Origin of the sequence: Lentibacillus juripiscarius, assembly GCF_042685205.1 — a bacterium.
In the GTDB taxonomy this organism is placed as follows: domain Bacteria; phylum Bacillota; class Bacilli; order Bacillales; family Amphibacillaceae; genus Lentibacillus; species Lentibacillus juripiscarius.
Map to the genome: position 1 here is coordinate 15434 of NZ_JBHUNA010000034.1, position 25120 is coordinate 40553.

The following is a 25120-nucleotide window of genomic DNA, read 5'->3' on the forward strand; positions in this document are numbered from 1 at the left end:
GAAACGACGAGCGCTTATTCGACAAAACTCGGGTGGTGACAGGCACCTGGCACCCCTACCCAACTTCCCGCTTATCCATCCGGTTGTTTTTCAGGAACATGTAAAACGACGCGCCGAATATGATGACATATCCGATAACACTGAGAATCGTCGGTATCTGGCCGAAAAGCACAATGCTCAGCAGGGCCGAATAAACGACAGTGGAATAAAAGAAAATGGAAATTTCACTGGCTGGTGCAAACTTATAAGCAAGTGTCACGCCGAACTGACCGACCGTGGCACACGCCCCTGCCAGAAGAAGAAGAATCCATTGCTGCAAGCTCATTGGTTCATAAAATACAACCGTGAACGGCAGCAGCACCACCGTTGTGAAAAACGAAAAATAAAAGACAACAGTATAATGTTTCTCTTTGTTTCCCAGTACCCGAAGAAGCGTGTAGGCACCAGCCGCAAACACGGCCCCGAGCACCCCAATGATGTAAGGGAACACCGCCACGGAAAATTCCGGCTGGATGATAAATAGTGCGCCGATAAACGCTATGAGAACGGCAATGACCTGAAACCGGCGAGTTGTTTCTTTCAGGAAAATCGCCGAAAATATGATAAGAATGAACGGACTGAGTTTATTCAGCATCTCCGCATCGGACAACACCAAATGATCGATAGCATAAAAGTTCAATACGATCCCAACCGCCCCAAGTGCCGAGCGGGAAAGCAGCAATTTCTGATTTTCTTTTTTGCCAAACAATCTTTCTTTATGATGCAGGACAAAACCTAATGTAATGGCCGCGGCAACAATGTTGCGAAAAAATGCCTTTTGTGCAGTAGGCAAATCCCCGGATAGCTTCACGAAAGCCCCCATCAGAGAAAAACCTAATGCAGATATTAATAATAGTACAATTCCTTTATTGCGATCCGACATCAGCTGTTCCTCCTGTTGTTTTTTCCTTATTACAAACACCTCATCTATGCTAATACAAAACCCGAAAAATCGAAAGGAATTTGTTCACGGAAACAGTTGGAGAAGCCCCTTTTCCCGGTGTTTGGAAGCGACAACCGAAGAGCCGGCTGAACGATTCGACAAAATTCGGGTGGTGACAGGCACCATATAGACAGACACCCCAAACTAACGTATTATTAAAAGTATTAAAAGTATTTTCATTAGAGGAGGGATTTTTTGCGGATTGTAGTGTTAGGCGCAGGTGCACTGGGGGCTTACTTCGGGGCGCGCTGGATGGAGACAGGAGTCGATGTCACCTTTTTGGTCAGAGAAAAGCGTGCAGCCCAAATACGCGAAAACGGAATCAGACTAAACAGTACGAAAGGGGATTATGTTGCGGCGAATCCACGAGTGGTCACCGATGCCGATGAAATCGAGGCAGCTGATCTCGTGCTCGTCAGCGTCAAGGGGTATCACTTAGATGGGACGCTTGATCAGTTGCGGACGCTAGCGGACAAGGGCGCTTGTGTGCTGCCGGTGTTAAATGGTATGGAACATGTCAGCCTGTTGCAAAAAGAGCTTGGCAAAAAAACGGTCATAGGCGGACTGGCGTTTATTTTTGCAGGATTGAATGACAAAGGGCATGTCGAACATACGGGCAATGCACATCAATTACTATTTGGACCGCTTGACGAATCGCAGAAAGTCATCTGTGACCAACTAGAAGCCATCAACCAGGATGCGGTGATCGACAGCCGGCAGACCGAGGACATTTCACGGGAACTTTGGAAAAAATATATGTTCATCAACGCTTTATCAGGGGTTACAACAGCGGCTAATTTACCAATTGGACCGATTCGCAATCATCCGGAAACGTTCCATATCGTCGAGATGCTCTTGCAGGAAATGAAGCAACTGGCAAATGCGTACGATGGAAAACTCACGGATGCCGACGTTACAGCAGCCAAACAGAACTTGAGCAACCTCGATCCGGAGGCAACTTCCTCCACGCATAAGGACCGCCGAAAAGGCGCAACGCTTGAAGTGGACCATCTGCACGGAGGCGCTGTCAGACTGGCTGAAGCAGTCAATGTGGCGATGCCGTATACCAGGACCGTGCTCGGGCTGGTCAAGCCATTTGAATACGGCGGCGGGAATTAAAATTTTCGGCAGCTAAGGAGGAGTCTGGGGGCTGCGCATCCGTTTGGGCGCGCCCCCTCTCATTTTTGGCGGACATCCCCAAATCAAGGCGGGAACAACCCGCTCTGAGGCTCCATTTCATTCAACTCAACACTTTTCGACAAAACTCGGGGCGTGACAGGCACCCAGCAAACCCACAAAAAAAGCCACCAGTTCTTGCAAACTAGCAGCTTTCCTTGACAATTTCATATAACATTTTTCGACAAAACTCGGGGCGTGACAGGCACCCCCCCATACCACTCTACAGGTTCTGCTCTTTGAAAAGTGTTTGACAGACACGCGGGGCTGTCCAGAATGTGGTCAGCATCAGCAAGGATACAGGAACGGCGGTCACCACAATAAAGGATTGCAGCGCGTCGATACTGGATTCGCCAATTGTTATCAGGACAGTTGCCACAAGTCCTATCAGGAAAGCCCAGAAAATACGCAATGATTTAGACGGGTCACCACTTCCGGTAATGGCCATCGATATCGTCAGTGACATCGAGTCGGTCGTTGTTAGAACGAAGATAATCGTTGTCAATAGAAGTAGAAAGCCGATAATCGTACCAAACGGCAACTGTTCCGCAATGGCAATCATCGCTGCTGGCGGGCCAGCGTTACTCAATGGTTCGGATACAGAACCCGCATTTTGCATTTCCTCGAACATCCCTGTACCGCCAACGATTGTAAACCAGAACGTCGTGACAACAGGTGCAATGACCGCAACAGCCGTCACAATTTCCCGTATCGTACGCCCGCGGGAAATACGGCTGACAAACATAGCCATCATCGGCGCGTAACCAAGGAACCAGGCAAAGAAGAAGACGGTCCATCCGCCAAGCCAAGCCCCGTCACTGCGGAACGTATTCATACCGATGAAGTTTTGTACATATAAGCCAAATGACTCCAGATACGAATCGAATATAAATAGTGCCGGACCAAGTATAATAATAGCCCCAACTAAAAACATAGACAGAATAACATTATAACTGCTCATGATCTGTATACCTTTATGAATCCCAGTAGCTGCAGAAATCCCAGCCACAACAACAACAACAATAATGATTAATGATTGCACATATATATTATTCGGGACACCAAACAAGGCATTCAGACCATAGCCAGCCTGCAAACCAAGAAATCCGATCGGACCAATTGTACCAGCCGCAACCGAGATAACCGAGAAGACGTCCACAAAGGTACCAAGGACACTTTTCTTCAAAATTTTATCGCCAAGAATTGGATAAAGCAATGCTCTCGGCTTTAGTGGCGTCCCACGGTGATAATGTGCATACATCAGTACAAAGGTGCCAAGTGTACCGAGTATCGCCCATGCAAGAAAGCCCCAGTCGACGAAACTAGTAGCAAGTGCAGGTGAAACCGCCTCTGCTGTACCAGCCTCAATACCAGAAAAATGGGGCGGCACCGTTAAAAAGTGACTCAATGGTTCAGCAGCAGCCCAGAATACGCCACCTGCCGCAAGTAATGTACACATAATAATAGAAATCCATTTAAAATTGCTCATTTCCGGTTTGTCCAACTTACCTAAGCGAATCTTCCCATATTTTGAATATCCCAGAAACAACGCAATAAAAAATGTCCCCAACATCAGAAATTGATAAATGGCTCCAAAATAAGTTGCGGACAAATTAAATAAATAATTTACACTTTCTGTAACCATCTCCTGATTAAACCAAGCGAGAATCACAAAGGCCAACAATGCTCCTCCACTTAGAAAAAGAACAGGTTTATCAATGATTTGACCTTTCTTATTCTTACTACTGAAATTCGTCAAAAATGAGTTCCCCCTAATTTTAAAAACTCACATCGCATGAGTGCCTTTTTCTACGCAAGCATACATTTGTGAGAACCAAAGATTAAAAATACACAATGCGTTACAATACAGGGATTAAGAAGACATGTCAAGTATCTGTGGAAATCGGTATGTGTAGAAATCGGCATGTGTCAACTTTTTCCTCAATATCGTTGTGCACCGATATCTCCGGCACTCTGTTTTTGTACGCTCTTCTCCCAGCTAACGCGCTGTCGCTTGGTGGCCGGCAAAGTAGATCATATACACGTGGGCGCTGTTAGGCTGGCTGAAGCAGTTGATGTGGCGTTGCCGGACACCAGGGCCTTGCTCGGGCAGATTAAGCCATCTGAGCACGGCGACGGGAACTAGAATTTTCAGCTGAGGAAGGGCCTGGGGGGAAATGCGGTTGGGTGCCCTCTCACTTCTGGCGGGCGTCTCCTAAGTTTGGGTAGGAACGCCCCACCGTTATATCGATTCACTCGACATCCTTCGACATAATTCGGGTGGTGACAGGCACCTACCACCCACAGGCACCTACCACCCGCCGCCAACACAAAAACAGGGCTGGCACAACAGCCCTGTTCTACGTTCTATTCTCTTGGTACGCCTTCAAGCCATTTGTCTACTTGATCAGGATTATTTTCCATATATTCCCGGACAACTTCTGCCGGATCCTGATCTTCCGCATGAACTTTCGGCATCATTTCGTTAATCATTTCATAGTTTTCATTATATTGCTCCAGCACTTTGTATGCTCTTGGGGCATCTTCTTCCAAACCATTGCGGGCTACCGTATAGATCTGGTCCCCATCCCCGCCGTAAATTTCCTTTGGATCTTCAAGCATTTTCAAATCCATTGTCCCGAAAATCCAATGCGGTTTCCAAAGCGGCACAATAATCGGTTCTTCATTCTCAGCGGCTGACTGGAGTGTTGTAAGCATTGCCGCTTCTGAGCTTGATGTCAGCTCCCAATTGTCGAGACCATACGCCTCAAATGCCTCTTCGGTATTTTGCATAATCCCCGCGCCTGGATCGATTCCGGTAACAGTCCAGTCGACTGACTCACCGAGTTCCTTATTACCTTTCAAATCTTCAATTGAATTAACATCCTTCATGTAACTCGGAACAGCCAGGGCCAATGGTGCCTTATCAAGGACTTGCTTGACTTTAACAATATCTTCACTGTATTTTTCCCAGTACGGAGCATGTGTCGCCGGGAGCCATGCCGATGTATGGAAATCAGTTGATCCATCAGCAACACTGGACCACATCGCTCCTGCCTCTACCTGTTTCAGTTCGACATTGTAACCGACTTCCTCAAGCAGCGCACCCAGCATATGTGTACTAATAGTTTCCCTCGCCCACGCAACGTAAGGCTGGGTTAAATCTTTCTGCCCCAGTTCAGGCCCTTCACTAGTTTCTTCGGATTTCTCATCATTCGAACCATCCGAACTTTCTTCTTTCTCCCCACTGTTACCACCGCATGCGGCTAAAAGCATGGACAGCATAAGAAGCAACGCAAGGACTGTCATACCAAATTTAAATGAATGCTTTCCGAAAATAAAAAAACCCCCTTAAATATGTTATCTCTGCAAAATTAGCCCCTTCACAAGACTGGAAAGGCCAATAACGATAAGCTTGCCCATTTGCTGATCACTACAGCATTTACACCTTGGCCAATACGCAACAATGCCTAACAGCCAAACAATTACCAGCAAATGAGACAGCTATTACTCATCATAACAAAAGAATGGACATCACCTTAAATGAGTATTTTGAAGATATAAAACGTATTTAAAATTATTACGACGATATAGGCTATTAAATTCATTTATTACATAATTCCGTGAAATTATAAGCAAATCTGAATTAATTTGGAATGATGGGACAAAAGGACGGGTTTCTGTCATCTGTCCCGTTGCTAGAAATACTGCCATTAGATTGACACAATGGAAAATACAGCCCGTAAACATATATGCGGTGTTTCGCTTTATCCTTTCTGCTCAACTTTGCTGTTTTATCTTTGACTGATTCCAGTACTTCTTCGACAAAATCCGTCAAAAACCGGGAAGTGACAGGCACCCATACTACAGGCACCCATACTACCAATTAAAATGGTTTAGTGTTAAAATAATTAGTGATAAATAGTTTAACATTAAACTATTTATCATATACTGAAGGAGGGGTAAAATATGGATCGATTAACAGGAAAAGTTGCCATTATCACAGGTGCCGCTCGCGGAATGGGTGCTTCCCATGCCCGCAAATTCATAAGCGAAGGCGCTAAAGTTGTGATAGCCGATATTATAGAAGATGAAGGGAAATCCTTAGCTGAAGAGCTCGGGGACAACGCAACATTCTTTAAGCTTGATGTAACGAACAAAGACAACTGGGAAAGCGTGGTCGCAGCAACCGAAGAAGCTTTCGGCCCGGTAAATGTGCTGGTCAACAATGCCGGCATCAGCATGAATAAATCCATCGACGATATAACCGAGGAGGACTACCGAAAAATTATCGATATCAACCAAGTGTCCGTATTCCTCGGCATGAAAGCAATCATTCCGTCAATAAGAAAAGCTGACGGCGGCTCCATCGTCAATATTTCATCGATGAATGGCATCATTGGCGGTGCAATCGGGTATACCGATACAAAATTTGCGGTCCGGGGAAGCACAAAAGCTGCCGCACTCGACCTGTCGCATGAAGGTATCCGTGTGAATTCCGTCCACCCCGGCGTGACTGAAACACCGATGATCGCACAAGGCGATTCCAAAGACGTTATTCAGGAATTTGCAAAACACATCCCGAACAAACGAATCGCCAAACCGGAAGAGGTATCGAATCTCGTCTGTTTCCTCGCCTCCGATGAATCCAGCTACAGCACCGGCTCTGAATTCGTCGTTGATGGCGGGCTGACAGCACAATAGAAGAAAAGTTTTCTAATATAAAAATGCATGGCCATGGGGAGCTGCAACCCCTAGACCATGCACTTTTTTGCAGATGGGAAAAATACCATTCAAACTATAAAACAATCGCCTCTTGTTCTATTTTTTGTTTATGTTTTAGCAGTTCTCAAATTAAATCCTTAACACCTTGAGAGACACCTTTAAACTTTGACATCATCCAACCTTAGTTCCAAAAGAAAAAAGTACCGCGAATTTAGAAGGCACATGTCATTGGAAAATCCATCACATACGAGGACAAAAGTAAACGGGAAAGAAGTCAATGAAATTGAATTCAACGTGCGAGTCAGTGGTTAAGTTTAGCCTTTCGAAAAAGAAATTTGTAAAAAAGCCATAAACGGAAATGTAAGAGTAAAATGCCCGGAATAGGACAATCGTCACAGGACATAGGTTGTATAAGAAAGGGATGACAGCCTATGAATAACATCCAGATAGCCCGCCCGAATGAGCTGGTATATATTAGTCTAAGATGTATCGAACCAACTGTTGACGGACTAGTAATTCCCCGAGCCCAAATGAATCGTGAGGAAAGGAAAATCTCTGATGAAAACACTTCCTCCATTTTACCAGAAGTAACATTTGATCCATCCAGTGGCAAATACCTTTTGGCAAGTGGCTACACGACATTTTACGCATATCAGCTTGTTCACAATCCGAACACACTAGTACCATGTAAAATTTTTTATCATTTAAGAGAAGATGAACGTTATTTGCTCACATTAGATTGGATGTTTAAGCATCGTATAATAGACTGGTATAATCGGCATGATATCATCATAAAATTGATGAATGAATTCGAATACACTATAGATGATTTGAGTGTGTTTCTAAGTAGGTCAAACGAAGTAATAAAACGTTACTTGGATCCACCGCCACATGTCGAAAGGGAAGCCTCCCGCCAACAAAAAGAAAGTATTATAAATAAAATTAATCTGGAAGCTTTTAAACATGAAGCTAATAAAGATTATCTCTACCATCTCATCCTTTATTTCGGAGTACATATAACAGTTGATCAGCTGAAATTTATACGTTGGATAAGGGGGAATGGTATCAAGTTTGAAGAACGTCATTTAACCTTAGAACAAGAACGGCAGCTAATTGATAGAGCACTAAATTTAAAACAAGATTTTTTAGAACAAATCCGGGTAATGATTAACGAAATGCGAATCAGCAATGGAGATGAACCGATTTTTTAAGGGGGATGAAAATCACAGACTTTACGACTGTAATCTCTAAAACCCCCCCTATGGCAACAATGGCACATGCTCCTTATAGTTCTCCATTAGCTTGCGGTTGCGTTCCTCAGATCAACCAAATTCTCGCGCTCCGGAACAGCGGCGGATGGCTCCCGCGCGCTGCCAGCTTCTCTATCGTCATGCTGATCAGTGTTTGGACAAACAAAACTCCACAACAGACAGGAAGAGCCGTAACGCTTGCTCGTGTATGCTCCCAACAGCATCAGCAAGACATCGCCATTTCACAGTAATTATCAAACGCGATATACGTGATTTCAAATACCACTGGCATGGCTCGATTTACACGCACCAAACAATGCCAAACCTCACAAAAAAACTGCTAGTTCCAAAAACCAGCAGCCTTTAATAATTTTATTTTTCGACAAAATTCGGGCGGTGACAGGCACCAGCACCCACACACTCACAAAACAGCATGCTCCTCTTCCTTCAAATCCGTTAGTAGCATGTGTCCGGGTGCGTGCGTTATCATCATGTCGATGTTGCTATGCATGGCAACCGATTGCGGTGTAACGCCGCATGCCCAGAACACCGGAATTTCATCATCATAAATCGTAACATTATCACCAAAATCCGGTTTATTTACATCCTTAATCCCTATTGCGGCAGGATCTCCAATATGGACTGGAGCACCGTGCACAGAAGGAAACCTTGACGTGACTTGAACGGATCTTATAGCATCTTTCGCTTTCATCGGCCTCATCGACACAACCATCGGACCGCTCAACTCGCCCGCAGCCTCACAAGGGATATTCGTCCGGTACATGGGTACATTGCATCCTTCATCGATATGCCGAATGGGTATGCCATTATCCAGCAGCGGCTTTTCAAACGTGAAGCTGCAGCCGATGACAAAGGAAACAAAATCATCGGACCAGTAACTCGTGATATCCCTAACTTCATCAAACAGTTCACTATTTTTATAGATTCGGTATTTCGGAATATCCGTCCGTAAATCAGCATTAGGCGCTGTTTTAACCGGTACAGGCACACCCTGATCTGTTACTTCCAATAGCGGACAGGATTTGGGATTGCGTACACAAAACAGTAAAAAGTCATACGCATACTTTTTAGGGAGAATAACCAGATTTGCCTGTGTATTTCCCGAATCTATACCAGTTGTAGGCTTCGTCCATTCTCCCCGTCTTATGGATTGACGTATCTTATCCACATCTCCAGCCATTTACATTCTCCTTATTAGTTATGGTAATATCGTGTGTTCAAAAAGGAGGATAAAAAGGACCGAGAATTTCGAGGCGGCGTAGTTTCGAGCATAAGTAAAGCTACCCTGAACTGCATCGCACGCAGGGAAAGTGTTCTTCTTTCCCAAGGAGCAGAATGTATGCATTTAGATACATGAGCACAAGTAACGCTTCACTGAATCCGCATCGCACGCAGGAAAAGCGGTTTTCTTTTCCAAGGAGCGGAGAAACAAGCCAACGAAAAAATTCGATGTGTCATTTTTACCGGACTTTTTGAACAACCTCTATAATCGAGAATTCTGCCTAAGATGTCCGGCACCATCATTAAGTTGCAACATACAAACCCTTCACACCATATGCCAGCACCCGGAAAAAATCTCTCTCTTCTTTTGCTAGTTTTTGTGCCTCATGCACTTTAACCGGATGAAAGCGAATCTTACTACCTGGGGGCAGCTGTGCGATTTTCGGGATATCAACGGAAATGACTGTGGCAATCCGATTATACCCTCCGGTTGTTTGCCGATCTGCCATTAGGATGATCGGCTGTCCATTTGCTGGAACCTGTATCGTTCCAAGTGGCACGGCATCAGACCATATATCCGCACCATTTTTATGAGGTATCTCCGCCCGCTCTAATCGATACCCCATTCGATCGGATTCCGGGCTAATCGTATGCGGTTCGTTATAAAACGTTTTGATTCCCTCGTCAGTAAATCGGTCCGTTTCCGGGCCTGCCACCACCCTGATAGGCGTTTGGTCATGGTAATCGGGAATAGCCTTATAGCTCAGTCCCAGACCAGGACGAGAACGTACATTAAATCCGTGAATAATCATATCTTTTTTAATCACTGTTCCAAGATTTGCCCGTTCATAGGTCGATTTGCTGCCCATCATAACCGGAACGTCATAACCGCCCGCAACAGCCAAGTAGGCGCGCACCCCCGATAAAGGGCGTCCAAAAGCGATCCGGTCCCCTTTTTGAACTTTAAACGACTTCCACATGGGGACTCTTTCGCCATTGACTGTAGGACTCAAATTGGCACCACAAATGGCTATAACGGCTGAGGATAGTACGTCAAGTTCCGGTCCCATCATTGCTATCTCCAGCGCAGCTTCATCCCGCTGGTTGCCAACAAGCAAATTCGCTACTTGCAAAGCAAATGGATCCATCGCCCCGGAAACGACAACACCATATTGTTGGAGACCTTCCCTTCCAAGGTCTTGAATCGTGGTTTGCAATCCTGTTTTCCTAAATTGGAAAAGTGGTTGAGACAATGAACTACGCTCCGACACGTCGAATATCAATCCCTTCCTCATATAAACGCCCACGTAATTGTTCAACAAATTTCAAAGCATGCGGATTATCACCATGAACACAAACCGTATCCGCTTCGATATCAACGGCTGTACCATCCACAGCAATGACCTGGTTATCATAAATCATTTGCAGCACCTGTTGTACCGCTTGGTTCGGATCTGTTATCATCGCTTGTTTTTCTGAACGTGGGGTGAGCGTTCCATTAGGCTGATACGTTCGATCGGCAAACACTTCAGATGCGGTCGTCAGCCCATGGTTTTTTCCGGCACGTATCAATTCACTCCCGGACAACCCAAACAAAATTAGATTATGGTCAACATCCTTCACAGCTTTCGCAATCGCATCAGCAACATCCGCATCAGTAGCTGCCATATTATATAGCGCACCATGCGCTTTCACATGATTCATAGCAACATGATGCACGTGACAAAAACCTTTTAACGCGCCGATTTGGTATGTGACAAAACGGTACACATCTTCCGGGTCAACCTTGATATGGCGGCGGCCAAATCCCTGCAAATCAGGCAATCCAGGGTGGGCTCCGATACCAACGCCATTTCCTTTCGCTGTTCGGACGGTTTCGTACATCGTATTATGATCGCCGGCATGATAACCGCAAGCTATATTGGCTGACGTGATTATTTTCAATACTTCTTCATCAAGGCCAATGGTATAGGGACCGAAACTCTCCCCTATATCGCTGTTTAAGTCAATCTTAAAGCTAGCCATCCTGCATCACTTCCTTTTCGATTTGAAACGTGTTGTGTTGAACTTGTTTTTCGATTCTGTCGTATTCTCGTTCTGAAATGGGTACGAACCTTATTCTGTCACCTGCCGTATATAAAAATGGTTCCTCACGATCCGAGTCAAATAATTTGACAGGAGTTCTCCCGATGATATTCCAGCCCCCGGGCGACGCCAATGGATAGATGCCTGTTTGACCGCCAGCAATTCCAACCGACCCTTCAGGAACATAGCTTCTCGGGTTATCCAATCGTGGTGTAGCCAAATCCTCAGACAATCCCCCTAAATACGGAAAACCAGGCAAAAAGCCTATCATATAGATAAGGTAATCCTCACCTGCGTGTTTTTCAATTACCCCATGTTCACTTAGCCCGCTGTTCCCAGCCACTTGTGCTATATCGGGGCCTGCTTTCCCACCGTACAAAACAGGTATTTTCACAAGTGTCACGGTTTCCTTTTGATATTCCGAATCGCTATACGCCATATCCAGCAACATATCGTGAAGTTTTTCATAGGAAATGAAATAGGAATCGTAATAGACATGGACTGCATGATAGGCAGGCACCCATTCGGTTACACCCTTAACGGCATGGTCACTTAATCGTTTGCAAAAAGCTCTGATTTTACGGTTCAGTTCAGGCGACACGTCTTCGTTAAATTGAATACGAATAGCCGTATCACCTGCTGGCTGGCACGTGATGTTTGTCATAGTGGATCACCTTCTTTACACAAGTGGTTTAACCAAATAGCCAATTGAGGATTCCGAACGATTGAAGCGCTAATAATACTGTAATAGCAAAAATTAACCAACCAGCCACGTTGATCCACGTCCGGTTTACAGAATCACCAAGCACCTTTTTATTATTCATCACAAACATGAGAAGCAGCACAATAACCGGTAAGATCAAGCCATTCGCATATTGTGAAAACAAAATTACCTGAATCGGTTCATAACCCAAACTTGCAAAAACAACACCAATCAAAATAATCGATAGCCAAACCATCCGAAAACGGGCTGATTTCAAATTTCGCTCCCAGCCAAGTGCGCCGGAAGTAGCATACGCTGCTGCCAGTGCCGCTGTCATGGACGACGTGATCCCAGCTGCGAAAATGCCGATGGAAAAAACATACTTCGCCCACGAACCAAGTACTGGCTCCAGCTGAACGGCCATTTGAGCCGGGTTGTCCAGAGCCGTTCCAATTGGAAACGCAGCAGCTGCTGTTAGAACAATCGCTATGGAAATAACCCCACAAATGACCATCGATGCCATGACATCAAACCGACCGTCTTTTATAGCATCTTTGCCTTTCCAACGTTCTTGAACGGTAGACGTCTGTAAAAACAGCGTATAGGGTACAATGGTTGTCCCGATAAGCGATATCACTAATAACCCTGCCCCATCCGGTACTGTCGGAATGAATGTCCCTTCAAATACGGCACCAATATCGGGCCGCACGACAACTGCCGTAATGACGAAACAAAAACTCATAATGAGAATGAGTGCGATAAAGACCTTTTCAATCACCTTATAGTTACCTATCCACAATAACGAACCAGCTGCAATACCAATCAGCAGACTCCACACAGACACAGGAATACCAGTGATCGTCGTCAAACCAATTGCTCCACCGGTGATATTGCCGGTTTCATATGCAGCGTTACCAATCAAAATCGCAGCAATAATCAGGATAACCGTTGCCCCTTTTAGCACCGGATGACTGAACTGCTCCTGCATCACCGTACCAAGTTCTTTTCTGCTGATAATTCCCAGCCGGGTTACCATTTCTTGCAGGAACATAGTGGCAATAATCGAAAATGCCAGCGCCCAAATAAGGACATAACCGAACTCCGCCCCTGTAGCAGAAGCCGTCGTAACCGTACCAGGCCCAACAATAGACGCCGCAACAAGCGTTCCCGGCCCAAGTGTCCTCAGTCTTTCAAAAAACCCCTTTTGACTCATATCCCCACTCCTAGATGTCTATATTTAAAATAGTCTATTTTTATAGATTTATAGTAGCAATTATAAAAGTTTTGTAATTATTATTCAAAGTTTTTTCTTTTGAAAAAGGACATTATAGCACGAGGATAAAAAGGACCGGTCGGCAAAGGGATCGGGCTTCCTGTGTGGGCGCCGATACAACATGTCCTGGGCGTCGGCAGGCTAAGTTCGTCACGTCCTGTGCGTCAAATTTCGAGGCGGTGTAGTTTCGAGCAGCGGACTTCCACAGGATGTGGTGACTTCGACGTTCGACACAGGACGTGTCGGTATTTAGTCGAAGGTCCCCTGTCGATGTGTCATTTTTACCGGACTTTTTTGAACAACCTTTTATATGGCGCAGGTCTTACACCAGCTGTCTTGGGCGTATTGCTCTGGAAGCGGATCAATAAATAGGGGGACTTTCCTCCATGATTGCCGATGTCGTCACAATATTATTGTGGGAAATAGTACCTGGCAAGCCATACGACATTAATAGTTCCATTATTGCTGTCCGCGTTGCTATATTGGTTTTTATCGTTGTAATAAGGGAAAATATTTTTAAAAGGCTTTTAAATATCCTGAAGAACATTTTTGCCAAGAGAAGTGTTTGGGGCTCTTGTGGGCGGGGTGTAACGAAATAGTTTAATTAACGTCTTGCATTTATGCGCAAGGCATCTAATACCTCTTTATTACTCGCTCGAGTAAAATCTATGAAAAGCATCTAAAACCTTACTGAAATCCTCACTATGTAAAACGCCCCTGGGTCTAATGGCCATGGCATTGGTTATAGGATCAACAGTATCCACTTCAGCATACGAGGGCTCGTCCAAACCCGCTCTCTCCCATCTTTGTATAGGTATACGACAGTATATTGAATGAGTACTGCTTCGTGTAACTTTCATCGCTAACGCAACGCCTTTTTCCGGATAAGATTGCAGAATAATGGCAGGGCGTACATTACTTATATCTGTTATCTCGCCCTGCCCGTTTCTCTCTTTAATCGGGACGTCGACTACATCCCCCGCATAAAGTGTAATCACTCTTCCAGCCATCTTCTTTTGCTGGGGTCGTCTCTATCCACAATCATATATCCTTCTTCATCCACTTCTGGAAGGTCCTTCTCAGTTTTTCTCAGGAAATCATTCAAATTTATTTTGTTTTTTTGGGCGTATGCTTCGTTTTTAGTAAGAGGTTTCTGAATGGACTTATGCATATCATTTTTTTCCCCTTTCTTATCATCGCACATACATATCACCACCAAGTATAAAAAGGTGATAAATAGCATATGCACTTCTTTTTAAAATTATACCATAGTATGCTGTGCCTATCCACATTTGGCACTTATTTTATCGGAATTTTTTGAATCATTGCTTATAAAAGCCACGACGTAACGATAAATTGTTTCCCTGTTTCATTCCAAAATAAGTAATCCTAAAGATGCTTATTCTCTATAATCAATCTATTTCTGTTCCTTTCCAGTATTTAGTCATTTTCACTTAAAAAACCACCTGTATAGGACAATCTGCACATGTCATATGGTCTACTGAGGTGAAGAATATGACAACCAAGGCTGTGGTTATCTGTCCACAAAACATTTCAACCTATTATATGGATGAGAATATGAGCGAAGAAAGAGCGCAAACCATTATTCAAGCGGAAAATGCCAAGAAAGATAGGATTATTTCACTTGTAGCAGAAAAAGTAGGGAAAGATCAATACATACTAATTGAGAAGTTTGAGTATTTTGCAGCCCTCAAGAAAATTGAACCATACAGGCGTCAACCCTGTCTTATCTATCCCGGAATCAGCGATATGGAGCGTCTTATTCATATTATCAAGGTAAGCATCCCCTTGGAAAAAGGTATGAGCTGGTGGTTTAAAAATAAGTATGTCATGAGATTGATCGAGGTTCATAATCTGACTCCGAGCATGATTTCAAGCGCAACTGGCCTTGATCTCCCAATAATTAAACGATACATACCTGATAGTCGAATTCCCAAGAACATTTGGGACATTGGCAGCCAAGTGGGAGCAAAGACAGTCCTTGAAAAAATAGCCCGTTCTACGGTGATTCCCAACGAAGTAAAGTTCCTGCTATATGAACATGCTATTGAGGAAAAAGACAGTGCCTACAAACTAACTGGTCCGAAATTTGATCTTATGAAAACATTTTTCTCTTCCTGTCACTTACCTGACTACTTTCTGGCGGATCCTGCTAGGCTTAAGCAGCTTATCAATCAACTCATCGTAACGAACTTTGGGTTGGAAAAACGTATGATGAAATTATTAGATTCTTTTTTAGATGATGGATGGAGAAGCACTTTGTCACGAACATTATTCCTTCCAAAGCCGTGACCGCTTATAACTATTCTTTGAAACAACCAATGGCCTAGATTATATTCTGAACCCAGCACCTATCGTTACCCACCAAGAAAAGTGTCATGCGAAACAGTTGTCGTGCATTATGACAAAACATTAATTTTTTCACACCAATGAAAAAAGAACACACAAAAAAGCTGCCAATTCCATCGAACCAGCAGCTCCTTCGTAATACATTCACCCGATATAACATCATTCGACAAAATTCGGGTGGTGACAGGCACCTAAGCCCCAAACTCCACAATCATCTCGTGCACTTTCGCAACCTCTTCATCTGACATCTGCTGATAGTATATGCCGCCAATCCTGGTGCCCTGGCCGGCCATTTGATAGGTGCTGATGTCCTTGCGAGCACTGCGGTAATTAGACGCGAGGTCACGCATATCAGCAAATTTCATATTAGTCACCATATTATTACCCAGCACGTCCATAATGCCGTCAATCTTATTAACAACATTCAAATTGGCGCCTTCTCGGATAATGCCTTCAATCACTTGACGCTGACGTTCATTCCGCCCCAGGTCGCCTCGTGGATCCTCCTTGCGCATCCGGACATAGTCTAATGCTTTGTCCCCGTTCAGCTGCAGTTCACCAGCGTCAAATGTATGGCCACCCTGTGTGAATGCTCGGTCATTGGTAACAGTAATTCCACCAACCGCATCCACCAACTGCTGGAGACCTTGCATGTTCATACGCACGTAGTAGTCCAGATCGATGTCCAAGAAGTTCTCGACCGTCGCGACGGACATCTCACTGCCCCCAAAAGCATAGGAATGGTTAATCTTATCCATCGTTCCTCTGCCGATAATTTTCGTGCGTGTGTCACGCGGAATGCTGACAAGCTGCATTTGGTTATTATTCGGATCCAATGTCATAACAATCATCGTGTCCGAACGGCCTTTATCATAGGCACGTTCATCAACGCCAAGCAGCAGGATATTAATCGGCTCTTTCTTCTCCACTTTTTGCTTCGTTATGTCGACATCAATACCGTCAATCGGCTTGTGCAACTTAGTGTCCACCGTACTCTGGACATTGTGCAGAATGGAATAGGCATACGCACTCCCGCCACCGATCACGAGAATGACGGCAATGACCGTAATCCATATCCACTTTTTCTTCTTGCCTGTTTTATGTTTACCTTGCCGTGTCGCCATGAACTCACTCCCATTACTGCTGTTACTTTTAAGGATAAGCTAACTTTCACGTGTCATGTCATGTATGCTATTTCGTAAAAGGGGCCCTCTCTTAGCCAAGACGCCCCTAGTTATTCTACCTACTTTATCCACAATACCTATAAGACTATTATACTATATTTCCGCAATAATTTTAATAAAAAATATAACATTCATGACCGTTTTTTTCTATAATCGACTGCCAAATGGAAAGAAGTGTCACGCAAAACCTGTACATGACACTTTTTCCTTTCTGGATTCGATTGTAATAGTAAATTAACTAGCGAGGGCTTGAATTCGTTCGACAGTATTCGACAAAATCCGGGCGGTGACAGGCACTCCAGCAGCCCCCAGTCACCCTACCCTACCTACTCCTGGCAACCTCCTTCTTTTTTTCTAAAAATAGAGAGAGGAACAATCCCGTCATGGCAAGCAAAAAGGCGACGAAAAAGGCAGTTTTCACGCCGGTCAGGTACTCAGGCGGCTGTATTTCAGATCCGGACCCAACGCTGCTGATAAAAGAAATAATAAACGTCAATCCGAGTGATCCTCCAAATTGGCGGGCCGTATTGATAACCGCTGTCCCATGAGGAATCAGCTCATCAGGCAAAGAATTGATACCAGTAGTCATGATAGGCATATTAATCAATGCCACACCACCCATGGAAATCATGAATAAAACCATCGTAATAGCGAAAGGCGTATCGAGATCAAGAATAAAATGAAACCCAAGTGTGCTTAAACTGAGCAAAACAAAGCCAATAATCGCAATGATTTTGCCACCGTATTTATCAAACAACCTTCCTGCAAACAGGGACATGACGGCGAGTGTCAAGGCACCAGGCATCACAATCAGTCCACCATAATAAGCTGAAAACTGCTGAGCGTTCTGCACATACATCGGCAAAATCGTCTCAGTAGATATGAGCAAACTGAACGAAAGGATGGAAACAAACGCAACAAGTGCAAAAACAGGTACTTTAAGCACACGAAGTTCCAAAATCGGTGTCGCGAGCCGCAGCTGCCGAACCACAAATAAAGCCAGAGCCAAGGCGCCGGAAATCAGACTGGCAAGCGTGACCACATCAGCCAATCCTGCCTCCTCCAGTTTATTGAATCCGTAAAGCATGCCGCCAAAACCAACCGTTGACAATAAAATGGATAAGCTATCAATGTCTGTTTTTCGCTGCTCGGTAATATTGCGCATAAACAGGAAAACCAAAAGCAAAATACATGCTGCAATCGGAAGGGTTAGCAAGAACAAAGCGCGCCATTCAAAATACTCAATTAAAAGGCCGGATATAGGCGGACCAATCGCAGGCGCTACGTTAATCACAAGCCCGGCCAGCCCCATCGCATACCCCCTTTTTTCCTTAGGATAAACAAGAAACAAGACCGTCTGCATTAACGGTATCATGATCCCGGAGCCAATTCCCTGAATAACGCGTCCCACTAGCAAGATGGGAAAGGTAGGTGCAATTAAACCAACCAACGTGCCTATAAAAAACAGGAACAAGGCACTCATCATTAATGTCCTAGTTTGAAACCTATCAATGAAATAAGCCGTTATCGGGATAAGAATGGCGGCTGTGATCATAAAACTCGTCGTCAGCCACTGAACATCCGTTGAGTTAATCGAAAACTCATCCATGATTTGTGGAAAAGCCGTAATGAGCAGAAACTGCGTCAGAACGGATAAAAAAGATGCCGACAATGTGATCGCCACCATTAAACGTCTATGTAAGCGTGACAGACTCGTCGAAGTCATCTCCACTGCCCCCTCTGTATGAAACCCCTTATCATCTATCTAAACACTATACTAACATGTAACTTTGAATTTGGAGACCGGGAGTTTTGATTACCGCTGCTACTGAGATAAGACGAATGTGGCATCAAAAGGCCCTTCTAACTGTCATTCCATCGACAAAATATGACAAAGTTCGGGTGGTGACAGGCACCTTCCCAACAGGCACCTTCCCACCCAAACTCACATACCTCCAAAAGCCTGGCTGTACCATTGTCCTGATTGCACCATTTGACGTACTTTCTTTAAACGGAGAGATTCATATTTATTCAAAGCTTGAACTGCCGCACTTCCTTGTTTACCTTTTGCAACATATTCGCCCAAGACAGCAGCATCTTGTAATGATTCATTAAATCCGCTGGCAGTAATCGGTGCCGGCACATGGCCAGCATCTCCAACGAGTGCCATACGCCCGTTCACCAGATTGTCAGGAACGTATTCTTTGATTGGTATGCCTGTAAGATTGCGTGTTTCAACAGCTTGAAGCGCTGCGGATAACCATGGCTCGGGCACAGATACTTGTTCAGCCAGCTCATTCAGTGTTTTTTCCGGAATATCAGGCCCATGCAAAGAATGCTGTACAACCGTTCCTTCCACGCATCCAAGACGACGCAGCAAATCATTTTGCGTATTATCGTACCAAGTACATCCAATTCGCCGATTCACTGAATTGAAGGAGCCGTCCTTCCCCTCAATGATAGAACCGATAAAAAGGCCATTGAGCCCATTTAACATCCTAACACTTGGGACATTATTGCCAGGACGAACGTTTTTAGGTAAGTCTTTTTCATGGATAGCAGCTAACCACACAAGGTATCCCGCAAATGTGGCATCCGGCTTGTGTGGTGCAACATGCCGCCGTACCACACTGCGGTGACCATCCGCACCAATCAAAATATCCCCGCAGATTGTCTCACCCTTATCCGTCACAACCCAAGCCGCGTCATCGTCCTGATGAATCGTTTGAACGCGCGTATCATAACGTAAGTCAATTCTAGAATCATCTTGGGCTTCCGATCGCAAACGGGACTCTATAGATGACCAAAACTGTATAGACTTCATTCCGCCTGAACCGCCTAAAACCAGTTTTTTCAAGAATTTTGCGGTTTTCGTCCGATTAAATACCCCGTCATCAACTTGAAGCCCACCTCCACTACGTCGATCCTCCCCAGCTTTCTCCAAAATGGTCACATGTAATCCTGCCCGCGCAAGTGCAATTCCTGTCATGAGCCCAGAAAGCGATGCACCGACAATGACGGCAGATTCGTCTATAACGTTTTTCACAAATACATCCTCCCAGTTATTAATGACTAGGTTTAATGAGTGAATTTCGTAATTCACAGCACTCACATGGTGTTTATAACAAAATAGAAATACACAATGTTGCAGGGAAAAGGATTCTGGCAAATCCTTAACTTAATTATAGCAAACACTTGAGGGAACTGAAGAATTTTGATTTCCAATATTGCAAAAAAGTTGAGTATTAATGGATGGCAAGGTTCCATTCCCATCTGCCCCGGAAAAACAACAAGGCATATGTACACCGGGATATACGGTCAAATCGTAGACATTTGGCTGGAGGACATTTCCTTTTTAAATGGACATACAACAAAGGGCTGGCAGCTCTCTGTACTTTTTCTTTGGCATGTTAATTGCGATTAGCATGTCCGACCATAAAAAAATAACCCCTTATATGCTGTGGCAAGCGCAAGGGGTTATTTAACTAACTCCCATGTGAAACGGATGGGTTCAGCTTCGAGACTAACTTCATCTGGTTGTCAGAAGTATACTTCATTTGGGAAGTGATAGGCACACACTATTTGAACAGTCTATTTAGGTTAATTTCAAAAGACGTAATGGTCTTGGAAATAGCCACGTCGCCTATATTCATCAAATCAAACTGCACTTCATTATTATGATCTTTGGCATATAGCATTATGTGATTCTTTATGGGGTCAACAATCCAATATTCTTTGACGCCATTATTCATATAAAGGTTCAATTTCGTAACCATATCGTGTGACCTGCTTGAAGGACTCAAAATTTCTATAATGAATTCAGGAGGCCCCACAAATTAAACAACTAAATGGCTTTTTTCACTTTTTCTGCCACGTCATCAGGAACCCATTTTGTCCAAATATCAGGATGTTTTTTCATCCACCATGTGGCGGCTTCCTTCGCCTCTGCATCATTTTCATTCATATAGACAAGCGCCTCGTTGGTCAGTTCATTGCTTGTTTGATAATTTTCAAGGAATTTGACGATATCTGGCGCCGTTTCTTCTAACTTTGCATTGATGGCAATCGGAACATCCTGGTCTGGAAACGCCGTGCCATAATTTTTATTCCAAGTCTCAGCATCATAATCCGGCTCCTCGAGCAGCGTCATATCATATTTTCCTAACACCCAGCTTGGTGAATAAGCATAACCGACCCAAGCTTCCCCCGCTTCATAAGCCTTCGTCAATGACACATTCAAACCAGTACCTGAGCCCGGATCCACATACTCGAAGGTTTCAGAAAGATTATACGTCTTCATTTTTTGCTGAAACGGCTTCGCAGCCCCCCACATAGAAGGCGCACCAATTATCTGCCCTTTACTCTTATTGGAAGACTTTTTGAACAGATCCTTATATTTCGGTAAATCTTTGACGGATTTCAAATCTGGTGCCACGGGCTTAATACCACGTTCCTTGTCGCCCTCAATAACATATGTAGGGACAAAATAACCGCGTTTGGTATCACCGAAGTTCACACCAACCTGTTTGACTTTTCCATCGTCGAGTGCCTTATCATAGGCATCCCCCATCTTATCTCCCCATATTTCCATCGTCACATCAATATCACCATTTTCCAATCCCTTTAAGCCAATCGACATCGATGCGGTAGTCACTTCCGTTTGATAACCATATCCTTCTTCCAAGACTGTAGCTGCTACCTGATTGTGGAAGCGAATACTGTTCCAGCCCAGATCAGAAAACACAATTTTTTCTTTCGTATCTTTGCTATCATCATTTCCACTGGTAGCATTCGTTTCTGACCCACAGGCCGCTAATAGTACAACCGCAAAAACTGACACGTACAATAATATAGGCTGAAGCGTTTTGATCCATTTAAACATTAAAAGACATCATCCTTTACATGAGTATTAGTTTCATTGAAAAATATCCTAGGGAACGGCCAGGCGTTATTCGACATATTTCGACTAAATTCGGGTAGTGACAGGCACCGCTAAAAACAGGCACCGCTAAAACATACGCGGTACTTTTTTCAATGCTACACTTTCATCTGCCAACGCCTCTGGATCGACAGCTTTTTGCTGCTGAATCATTCGTCTTACGGGCAAGGCGTTTTTCGGCTGGTTGGCAAGGAATGCGGCTTGAGCGATATTCTGATCATCCAGGTATAAGTAAGTAAACGCATTCGAGTCGATCGAGCCCCGCAAAACGGTTTTGGACCATTGCGTTGCATGGCCGAAATATTGGAACCGGCTGCCGTGTTGGTCCGACCAGAAATACGGTGTATACGAATAGGGTGCCGATTGCGAATGTATCATATTTTGGGCGACAATCTTGGCATGGTTGACGGCATGATCCCAATGTTCCACATGAATGGGTACCCCGTTGTAAGGCCATACCGTACAGTCCCCCGCAGCATAAATGTCAGGGATCGATGTTTCACCGTATTCATTAACAACATAACCGCCTTCTGCCTGTAATTGTGGGTGCGACAACGTCGTATTCGGTGTTACCCCCACTCCTATCATGACCGCTTGACACGGAATCCGCCGTCCCCCAGCTGTTACCGCTTCCTCAACGGTTGTTTCCCCGTTAAACTGTGTGATCGAATCGCCGGTAATCACCTCGACACCGTTACGTCGATGCATATCCAGCAAATATTCCGATACTTCCCGGCCAATGATTGCCTCCATCGGGTACGAGGACCTTTCCACAATCGTTACGTTCATTCCCAACTGTTTCAGCGAAGAAGCCAGTTCAGCCCCAATAAAACCGGCCCCAATAATAACGACTTCCTTCACATGTTGCATATGTTGTTTCATGGCTATAGCATCAGCCATCGTTCGTAAGTAAAAAATTCCTTGAAGGTCATCGCCCGTGATCGACAATGTGCGTAATTTCGATCCTGTCGCGAGCAAGAGTTTGTCCCATTCATAGGAGGAACCATCTTTAGTATCGATGGTTTTACGAACGGGATCGATGGCAACTACCTCCATACCAAGCTTCAAATCTATGTCCAATCTTTCATAAGTCCCGGGATCCCGTAATAGCATACTTGCTTTATCGGTCTCCCCGGTTATCCATTCCTTCGATAAAGGCGGGCGGTCATAAGGCATCTCTTTGTCACAGTCCATCAGCACAATCCGCCCTTGATACCCTTCTTTACGCAAGCTTTCAGCGGCATGCACGCCTGCAATACCAGCTCCGATAATAACCGTTGTATGTTCAACAGACAACTTATCATCCCCTTCCCTTGCTGACCCATACGGATCCGTCAGCCTCGATCGCCTCATAAACTTGTAGCGGGGTTTCCGCCGGCCCTTCCAGCACGGACCCGTCACGAATATCGAAACAGGCAAAATGCAGCGGACACGTCAGACACGTTCCATCCAACTCACCGTCGGCCAGCTCAGCATGCGCATGCGTACAGATTCCTTGTGTGGCATACACGTTTCCATCACCCCGGCCGACAACAATTATCTCCGTTTCTGTTTCACATTCAATCAGATCACCTTCTTCAAGCTCCGAACTTGAACAGACATACATATACGAATCATCTAAAACGAGATTGGACCCTTCTAAATGTGGCATTTCTATCACCCCGTTTTTCATTCTTTTTTTCTCGTACGCTTGTTTGCCAAAAGCAATAACCTATGAGTTAAAACCAGTTTACTGGTTCCGGCTTCAGGTTTTGAAATATATGCTTCGTTTCCTGATATTCTTCCAGTCCCGTTTTGCCGAGTTCACGGCCGACCCCCGACTGTTTGTAACCGCCCCATGGTGCATGCGGGAAGTATAGGTTCACGTCGTTGATCCAGACAGTACCCATCCGCATTTTCCGGACACAGCGTTCAGCTTTGTCAATATCATTGGTGAAAACACCGCCGGAAAGGCCGTAAATGGAATCGTTCGCAAGGCGGACTGCTTCTGCCTCGGTCGAAAATTTTTCCACGGTAATAACCGGGCCGAAGCCTTCATCCTGCACAACACGCATATCCGTCGTGCACCCCGTCAATACGGTCGGCAAATAGAAAAATCCTTTTTGCAGCTCCGGATCGTCAGGATAATCACCGCCGACAGCAACCGTGGCACCTTCTTTTTTACCATTTTCAACATAATGGGCCACTTTATTTAAATGTTCCTTAGAAATGAGCGGCCCCATTTGGGTTGATTCATCAAAACCGCTGCCAAGCTTAATGTTCTTCACTCGGTCGACAAGCTTATTGACAAAGTCATCGTGAATACGTTCTTCTACCATCAGACGGGTGCCTGCAGAACAGATTTGCCCGGCATGGAAAAACACCGCATTCATCGCCTGGTCGACAGCTGTTTCAAAATCAGCATCGGCAAAGACAATATTCGGATTTTTACCGCCAAGTTCCAATGCCAGATTTTTTACATTGGAGCTTGCAGCCTGCATAATCCGTTTGCCTGTTTCAATTCCGCCTGTGAATGAAATCAGATCGACATCATTATTCGCAGACAGCTCAGCACCAACGGAATCACCGGGGCCAAGCACCAGATTGACAACACCTGCAGGAACGCCAGCTTCTTCCATTAATTCAAAAACTTTGACCGACGTCAGCGGCGTAATTTCACTCGGTTTCATAACGAGTGTGTTCCCCGCCGCCAGTGCCGGTGCCAACTTCCAAGAAGCCTGCAGCAATGGGTAGTTCCATGGCGTTATTTGACCACAGACGCCGACAGGTTCATGGACCACCCTGCTGGTTGAATGTGGAATAGGCGAATCGATTATCTCCCCGCCGTCCTTGTCCACCATTTCAGCAAAGTAACGGAAAACACCGGCGATATCATCCATGTCACCACGGCTTTCCTCCACGGTTTTACCGGTGTCGAGTGATTCGAGCTCAGCCAATTCTTCGTGGTCTCGCTCGATCAGTTCAGCAATGGTACGAACAACCTTTCCGCGCTCAGCAGCAGGGATGCCGGCCCACGCCGCCTGGTCAAAAGCCTCCCGAGCTGCCGCAATCGCAAATCTCGCATCCTGCTCATTGCCTTCCGCTGCCGTTGCAATGACTTCCTGATTGTAAGGATTTATAATTTCTCTTGTTTCGCCGGAACTGGATTCTACCCATTCGCCGTTCATAAACATCTTTTTCATACGTTCACC

24 protein-coding genes are annotated in these 25120 nt (G+C 44.9%); 5 read left to right on the top strand and 19 right to left on the bottom strand.

Translation table 11 applies throughout. The annotated features are described in order from the left end of the window. Positions 1–55 precede the first annotated feature (55 nt). Entirely contained in the window at positions 56–922 is an 867-nt protein-coding gene (locus tag ACFSUO_RS13905; RefSeq protein ID WP_382395116.1) for a DMT family transporter, read from the bottom strand. A 255-nt stretch (positions 923–1177) separates the two neighbouring features. Between ACFSUO_RS13905 and ACFSUO_RS13910 the strand changes: the two genes are divergently transcribed. Continuing rightward, the gene (locus tag ACFSUO_RS13910; protein WP_382395118.1) at positions 1178–2101 is read left to right on the top strand and encodes a ketopantoate reductase family protein; all 924 of its coding nucleotides are present in this window, start codon (positions 1178–1180) and stop codon (positions 2099–2101) included. Between the two features lie 280 nt (positions 2102–2381). On the opposite strand, the gene ACFSUO_RS13915 is transcribed toward ACFSUO_RS13910, so the two are convergent. Together ACFSUO_RS13915 and ACFSUO_RS13920 are read right to left on the bottom strand one after the other, a co-directional pair. Next, positions 2382–3917 (bottom strand): BCCT family transporter, encoded by a 1536-nt coding sequence (locus ACFSUO_RS13915; protein WP_382395120.1) that lies wholly within the window; start codon positions 3915–3917, stop codon positions 2382–2384. A gap of 608 nt (positions 3918–4525) precedes the next feature. Continuing rightward, positions 4526–5467 (bottom strand): glycine betaine ABC transporter substrate-binding protein, encoded by a 942-nt coding sequence (locus ACFSUO_RS13920; protein WP_382395122.1) that lies wholly within the window; start codon positions 5465–5467, stop codon positions 4526–4528. Positions 5468–6127: 660 nt separating this feature from the next. On the opposite strand from ACFSUO_RS13920, the gene ACFSUO_RS13925 reads away from it, so the two are divergent. Both ACFSUO_RS13925 and ACFSUO_RS13930 read left to right on the top strand, forming a co-directional pair. After that, positions 6128–6862 carry a glucose 1-dehydrogenase gene (locus ACFSUO_RS13925; protein ID WP_382395124.1) on the top strand — a complete coding sequence of 245 codons (735 nt, stop codon included), beginning with the start codon at positions 6128–6130 and terminating at the stop codon, positions 6860–6862. A gap of 452 nt (positions 6863–7314) precedes the next feature. Then, positions 7315–8094 carry a hypothetical protein gene (locus ACFSUO_RS13930; protein ID WP_382395126.1) on the top strand — a complete coding sequence of 260 codons (780 nt, stop codon included), beginning with the start codon at positions 7315–7317 and terminating at the stop codon, positions 8092–8094. Between the two features lie 86 nt (positions 8095–8180). Here the strand turns inward: ACFSUO_RS13930 and ACFSUO_RS13935 are convergent, their stop codons facing one another. From ACFSUO_RS13935 to ACFSUO_RS13960, 6 genes are all read right to left on the bottom strand, one after another. Next, positions 8181–8357 carry a hypothetical protein gene (locus ACFSUO_RS13935; RefSeq protein WP_382395128.1) on the bottom strand — a complete coding sequence of 59 codons (177 nt, stop codon included), beginning with the start codon at positions 8355–8357 and terminating at the stop codon, positions 8181–8183. Between the two features lie 197 nt (positions 8358–8554). Continuing rightward, positions 8555–9334: a putative hydro-lyase gene (locus ACFSUO_RS13940; protein WP_382395130.1), complete on the bottom strand. Its 780-nt coding sequence runs from the start codon at positions 9332–9334 to the stop codon at positions 8555–8557. Positions 9335–9677: 343 nt separating this feature from the next. Beyond that, entirely contained in the window at positions 9678–10592 is a 915-nt protein-coding gene (locus tag ACFSUO_RS13945) for a 5-oxoprolinase subunit C family protein (RefSeq protein ID WP_382395132.1), read from the bottom strand. Positions 10593–10632: 40 nt separating this feature from the next. Further along, positions 10633–11400, bottom strand: a complete 768-nt coding sequence (locus ACFSUO_RS13950) for a LamB/YcsF family protein (protein ID WP_382395134.1) — start codon at positions 11398–11400, stop codon at positions 10633–10635. Further along, positions 11393–12124, bottom strand: coding sequence for a 5-oxoprolinase subunit PxpB (gene pxpB / locus ACFSUO_RS13955; protein ID WP_382395136.1), 732 nt, complete (start codon positions 12122–12124; stop codon positions 11393–11395). The genes ACFSUO_RS13950 and pxpB overlap by 8 nt, the downstream gene beginning before the upstream one ends. 28 nt (positions 12125–12152) lie before the next feature. Then, positions 12153–13376, bottom strand: a complete 1224-nt coding sequence (locus ACFSUO_RS13960; RefSeq protein WP_382395138.1) for an Nramp family divalent metal transporter — start codon at positions 13374–13376, stop codon at positions 12153–12155. Positions 13377–13822: 446 nt separating this feature from the next. On the opposite strand from ACFSUO_RS13960, the gene ACFSUO_RS13965 reads away from it, so the two are divergent. Beyond that, a complete protein-coding gene (locus ACFSUO_RS13965; RefSeq protein ID WP_382395140.1) occupies positions 13823–14035 on the top strand; it encodes a hypothetical protein in 213 nt (70 codons plus the stop codon). Positions 14036–14083: 48 nt separating this feature from the next. Here ACFSUO_RS13965 and ACFSUO_RS13970 read toward each other — a convergent pair whose 3' ends face one another. Beyond that, positions 14084–14446 carry a type II toxin-antitoxin system PemK/MazF family toxin gene (locus tag ACFSUO_RS13970; protein WP_382395142.1) on the bottom strand — a complete coding sequence of 121 codons (363 nt, stop codon included), beginning with the start codon at positions 14444–14446 and terminating at the stop codon, positions 14084–14086. Then, entirely contained in the window at positions 14431–14640 is a 210-nt protein-coding gene (locus ACFSUO_RS13975; RefSeq protein WP_382395144.1) for a hypothetical protein, read from the bottom strand. The genes ACFSUO_RS13970 and ACFSUO_RS13975 overlap by 16 nt, the downstream gene beginning before the upstream one ends. A 311-nt stretch (positions 14641–14951) precedes the next feature. On the opposite strand from ACFSUO_RS13975, the gene ACFSUO_RS13980 reads away from it, so the two are divergent. Next, positions 14952–15749 (top strand): hypothetical protein, encoded by a 798-nt coding sequence (locus ACFSUO_RS13980; protein ID WP_382395146.1) that lies wholly within the window; start codon positions 14952–14954, stop codon positions 15747–15749. 248 nt (positions 15750–15997) lie between these two features. Here ACFSUO_RS13980 and ACFSUO_RS13985 read toward each other — a convergent pair whose 3' ends face one another. The 8 genes from ACFSUO_RS13985 to betB form a co-directional block, all read right to left on the bottom strand. Further along, positions 15998–16930 (bottom strand): LCP family glycopolymer transferase, encoded by a 933-nt coding sequence (locus ACFSUO_RS13985; protein WP_382395148.1) that lies wholly within the window; start codon positions 16928–16930, stop codon positions 15998–16000. Positions 16931–17312: 382 nt separating this feature from the next. After that, on the bottom strand, positions 17313–18716 hold the full coding sequence (locus ACFSUO_RS13990) for an MDR family MFS transporter (protein ID WP_382395150.1): 1404 nt from the start codon (positions 18714–18716) through the stop codon (positions 17313–17315). A gap of 219 nt (positions 18717–18935) precedes the next feature. Continuing rightward, positions 18936–20036 (bottom strand): FAD-dependent oxidoreductase, encoded by a 1101-nt coding sequence (locus ACFSUO_RS13995; RefSeq protein ID WP_382395152.1) that lies wholly within the window; start codon positions 20034–20036, stop codon positions 18936–18938. Between the two features lie 532 nt (positions 20037–20568). Continuing rightward, positions 20569–20766: a Uma2 family endonuclease gene (locus tag ACFSUO_RS14000; RefSeq protein ID WP_382395154.1), complete on the bottom strand. Its 198-nt coding sequence runs from the start codon at positions 20764–20766 to the stop codon at positions 20569–20571. Positions 20767–20834: 68 nt separating this feature from the next. After that, on the bottom strand, positions 20835–21872 hold the full coding sequence (locus ACFSUO_RS14005) for an ABC transporter substrate-binding protein (protein WP_382395156.1): 1038 nt from the start codon (positions 21870–21872) through the stop codon (positions 20835–20837). Positions 21873–21998: 126 nt separating this feature from the next. Next, on the bottom strand, positions 21999–23225 hold the full coding sequence (locus tag ACFSUO_RS14010) for an NAD(P)/FAD-dependent oxidoreductase (protein WP_382395158.1): 1227 nt from the start codon (positions 23223–23225) through the stop codon (positions 21999–22001). Between the two features lie 4 nt (positions 23226–23229). Next, positions 23230–23580 (bottom strand): Rieske (2Fe-2S) protein, encoded by a 351-nt coding sequence (locus ACFSUO_RS14015; RefSeq protein WP_382395160.1) that lies wholly within the window; start codon positions 23578–23580, stop codon positions 23230–23232. A gap of 67 nt (positions 23581–23647) precedes the next feature. Then, positions 23648–25111 carry a betaine-aldehyde dehydrogenase gene (betB, locus tag ACFSUO_RS14020; protein WP_382395162.1) on the bottom strand — a complete coding sequence of 488 codons (1464 nt, stop codon included), beginning with the start codon at positions 25109–25111 and terminating at the stop codon, positions 23648–23650. Between the last annotated feature and the right edge of the window lie 9 nt (positions 25112–25120).

Coding starts and splice junctions, on each gene's coding strand:
- ACFSUO_RS13990 (WP_382395150.1), bottom strand. CDS start 18,716: ATGACTTCGACGAGTCTGTCACGCTTACATAGACGTTTAATGGTGGCG.
- ACFSUO_RS13920 (WP_382395122.1), bottom strand. CDS start 5,467: ATGACAGTCCTTGCGTTGCTTCTTATGCTGTCCATGCTTTTAGCCGCA.
- ACFSUO_RS13935 (WP_382395128.1), bottom strand. CDS start 8,357: ATGCTGTTGGGAGCATACACGAGCAAGCGTTACGGCTCTTCCTGTCTG.
- ACFSUO_RS13925 (WP_382395124.1), top strand. CDS start 6,128: ATGGATCGATTAACAGGAAAAGTTGCCATTATCACAGGTGCCGCTCGC.
- ACFSUO_RS13965 (WP_382395140.1), top strand. CDS start 13,823: ATGATTGCCGATGTCGTCACAATATTATTGTGGGAAATAGTACCTGGC.
- ACFSUO_RS13960 (WP_382395138.1), bottom strand. CDS start 13,376: ATGAGTCAAAAGGGGTTTTTTGAAAGACTGAGGACACTTGGGCCGGGA.
- ACFSUO_RS13905 (WP_382395116.1), bottom strand. CDS start 922: ATGTCGGATCGCAATAAAGGAATTGTACTATTATTAATATCTGCATTA.
- ACFSUO_RS14005 (WP_382395156.1), bottom strand. CDS start 21,872: ATGTTTAAATGGATCAAAACGCTTCAGCCTATATTATTGTACGTGTCA.
- ACFSUO_RS13975 (WP_382395144.1), bottom strand. CDS start 14,640: ATGTGCGATGATAAGAAAGGGGAAAAAAATGATATGCATAAGTCCATT.
- ACFSUO_RS13950 (WP_382395134.1), bottom strand. CDS start 11,400: ATGGCTAGCTTTAAGATTGACTTAAACAGCGATATAGGGGAGAGTTTC.
- pxpB (WP_382395136.1), bottom strand. CDS start 12,124: ATGACAAACATCACGTGCCAGCCAGCAGGTGATACGGCTATTCGTATT.
- ACFSUO_RS13930 (WP_382395126.1), top strand. CDS start 7,315: ATGAATAACATCCAGATAGCCCGCCCGAATGAGCTGGTATATATTAGT.
- ACFSUO_RS14015 (WP_382395160.1), bottom strand. CDS start 23,580: ATGCCACATTTAGAAGGGTCCAATCTCGTTTTAGATGATTCGTATATG.
- ACFSUO_RS13985 (WP_382395148.1), bottom strand. CDS start 16,930: ATGGCGACACGGCAAGGTAAACATAAAACAGGCAAGAAGAAAAAGTGG.
- ACFSUO_RS13980 (WP_382395146.1), top strand. CDS start 14,952: ATGACAACCAAGGCTGTGGTTATCTGTCCACAAAACATTTCAACCTAT.
- ACFSUO_RS13940 (WP_382395130.1), bottom strand. CDS start 9,334: ATGGCTGGAGATGTGGATAAGATACGTCAATCCATAAGACGGGGAGAA.
- betB (WP_382395162.1), bottom strand. CDS start 25,111: ATGAAAAAGATGTTTATGAACGGCGAATGGGTAGAATCCAGTTCCGGC.
- ACFSUO_RS14000 (WP_382395154.1), bottom strand. CDS start 20,766: ATGGTTACGAAATTGAACCTTTATATGAATAATGGCGTCAAAGAATAT.
- ACFSUO_RS13970 (WP_382395142.1), bottom strand. CDS start 14,446: ATGGCTGGAAGAGTGATTACACTTTATGCGGGGGATGTAGTCGACGTC.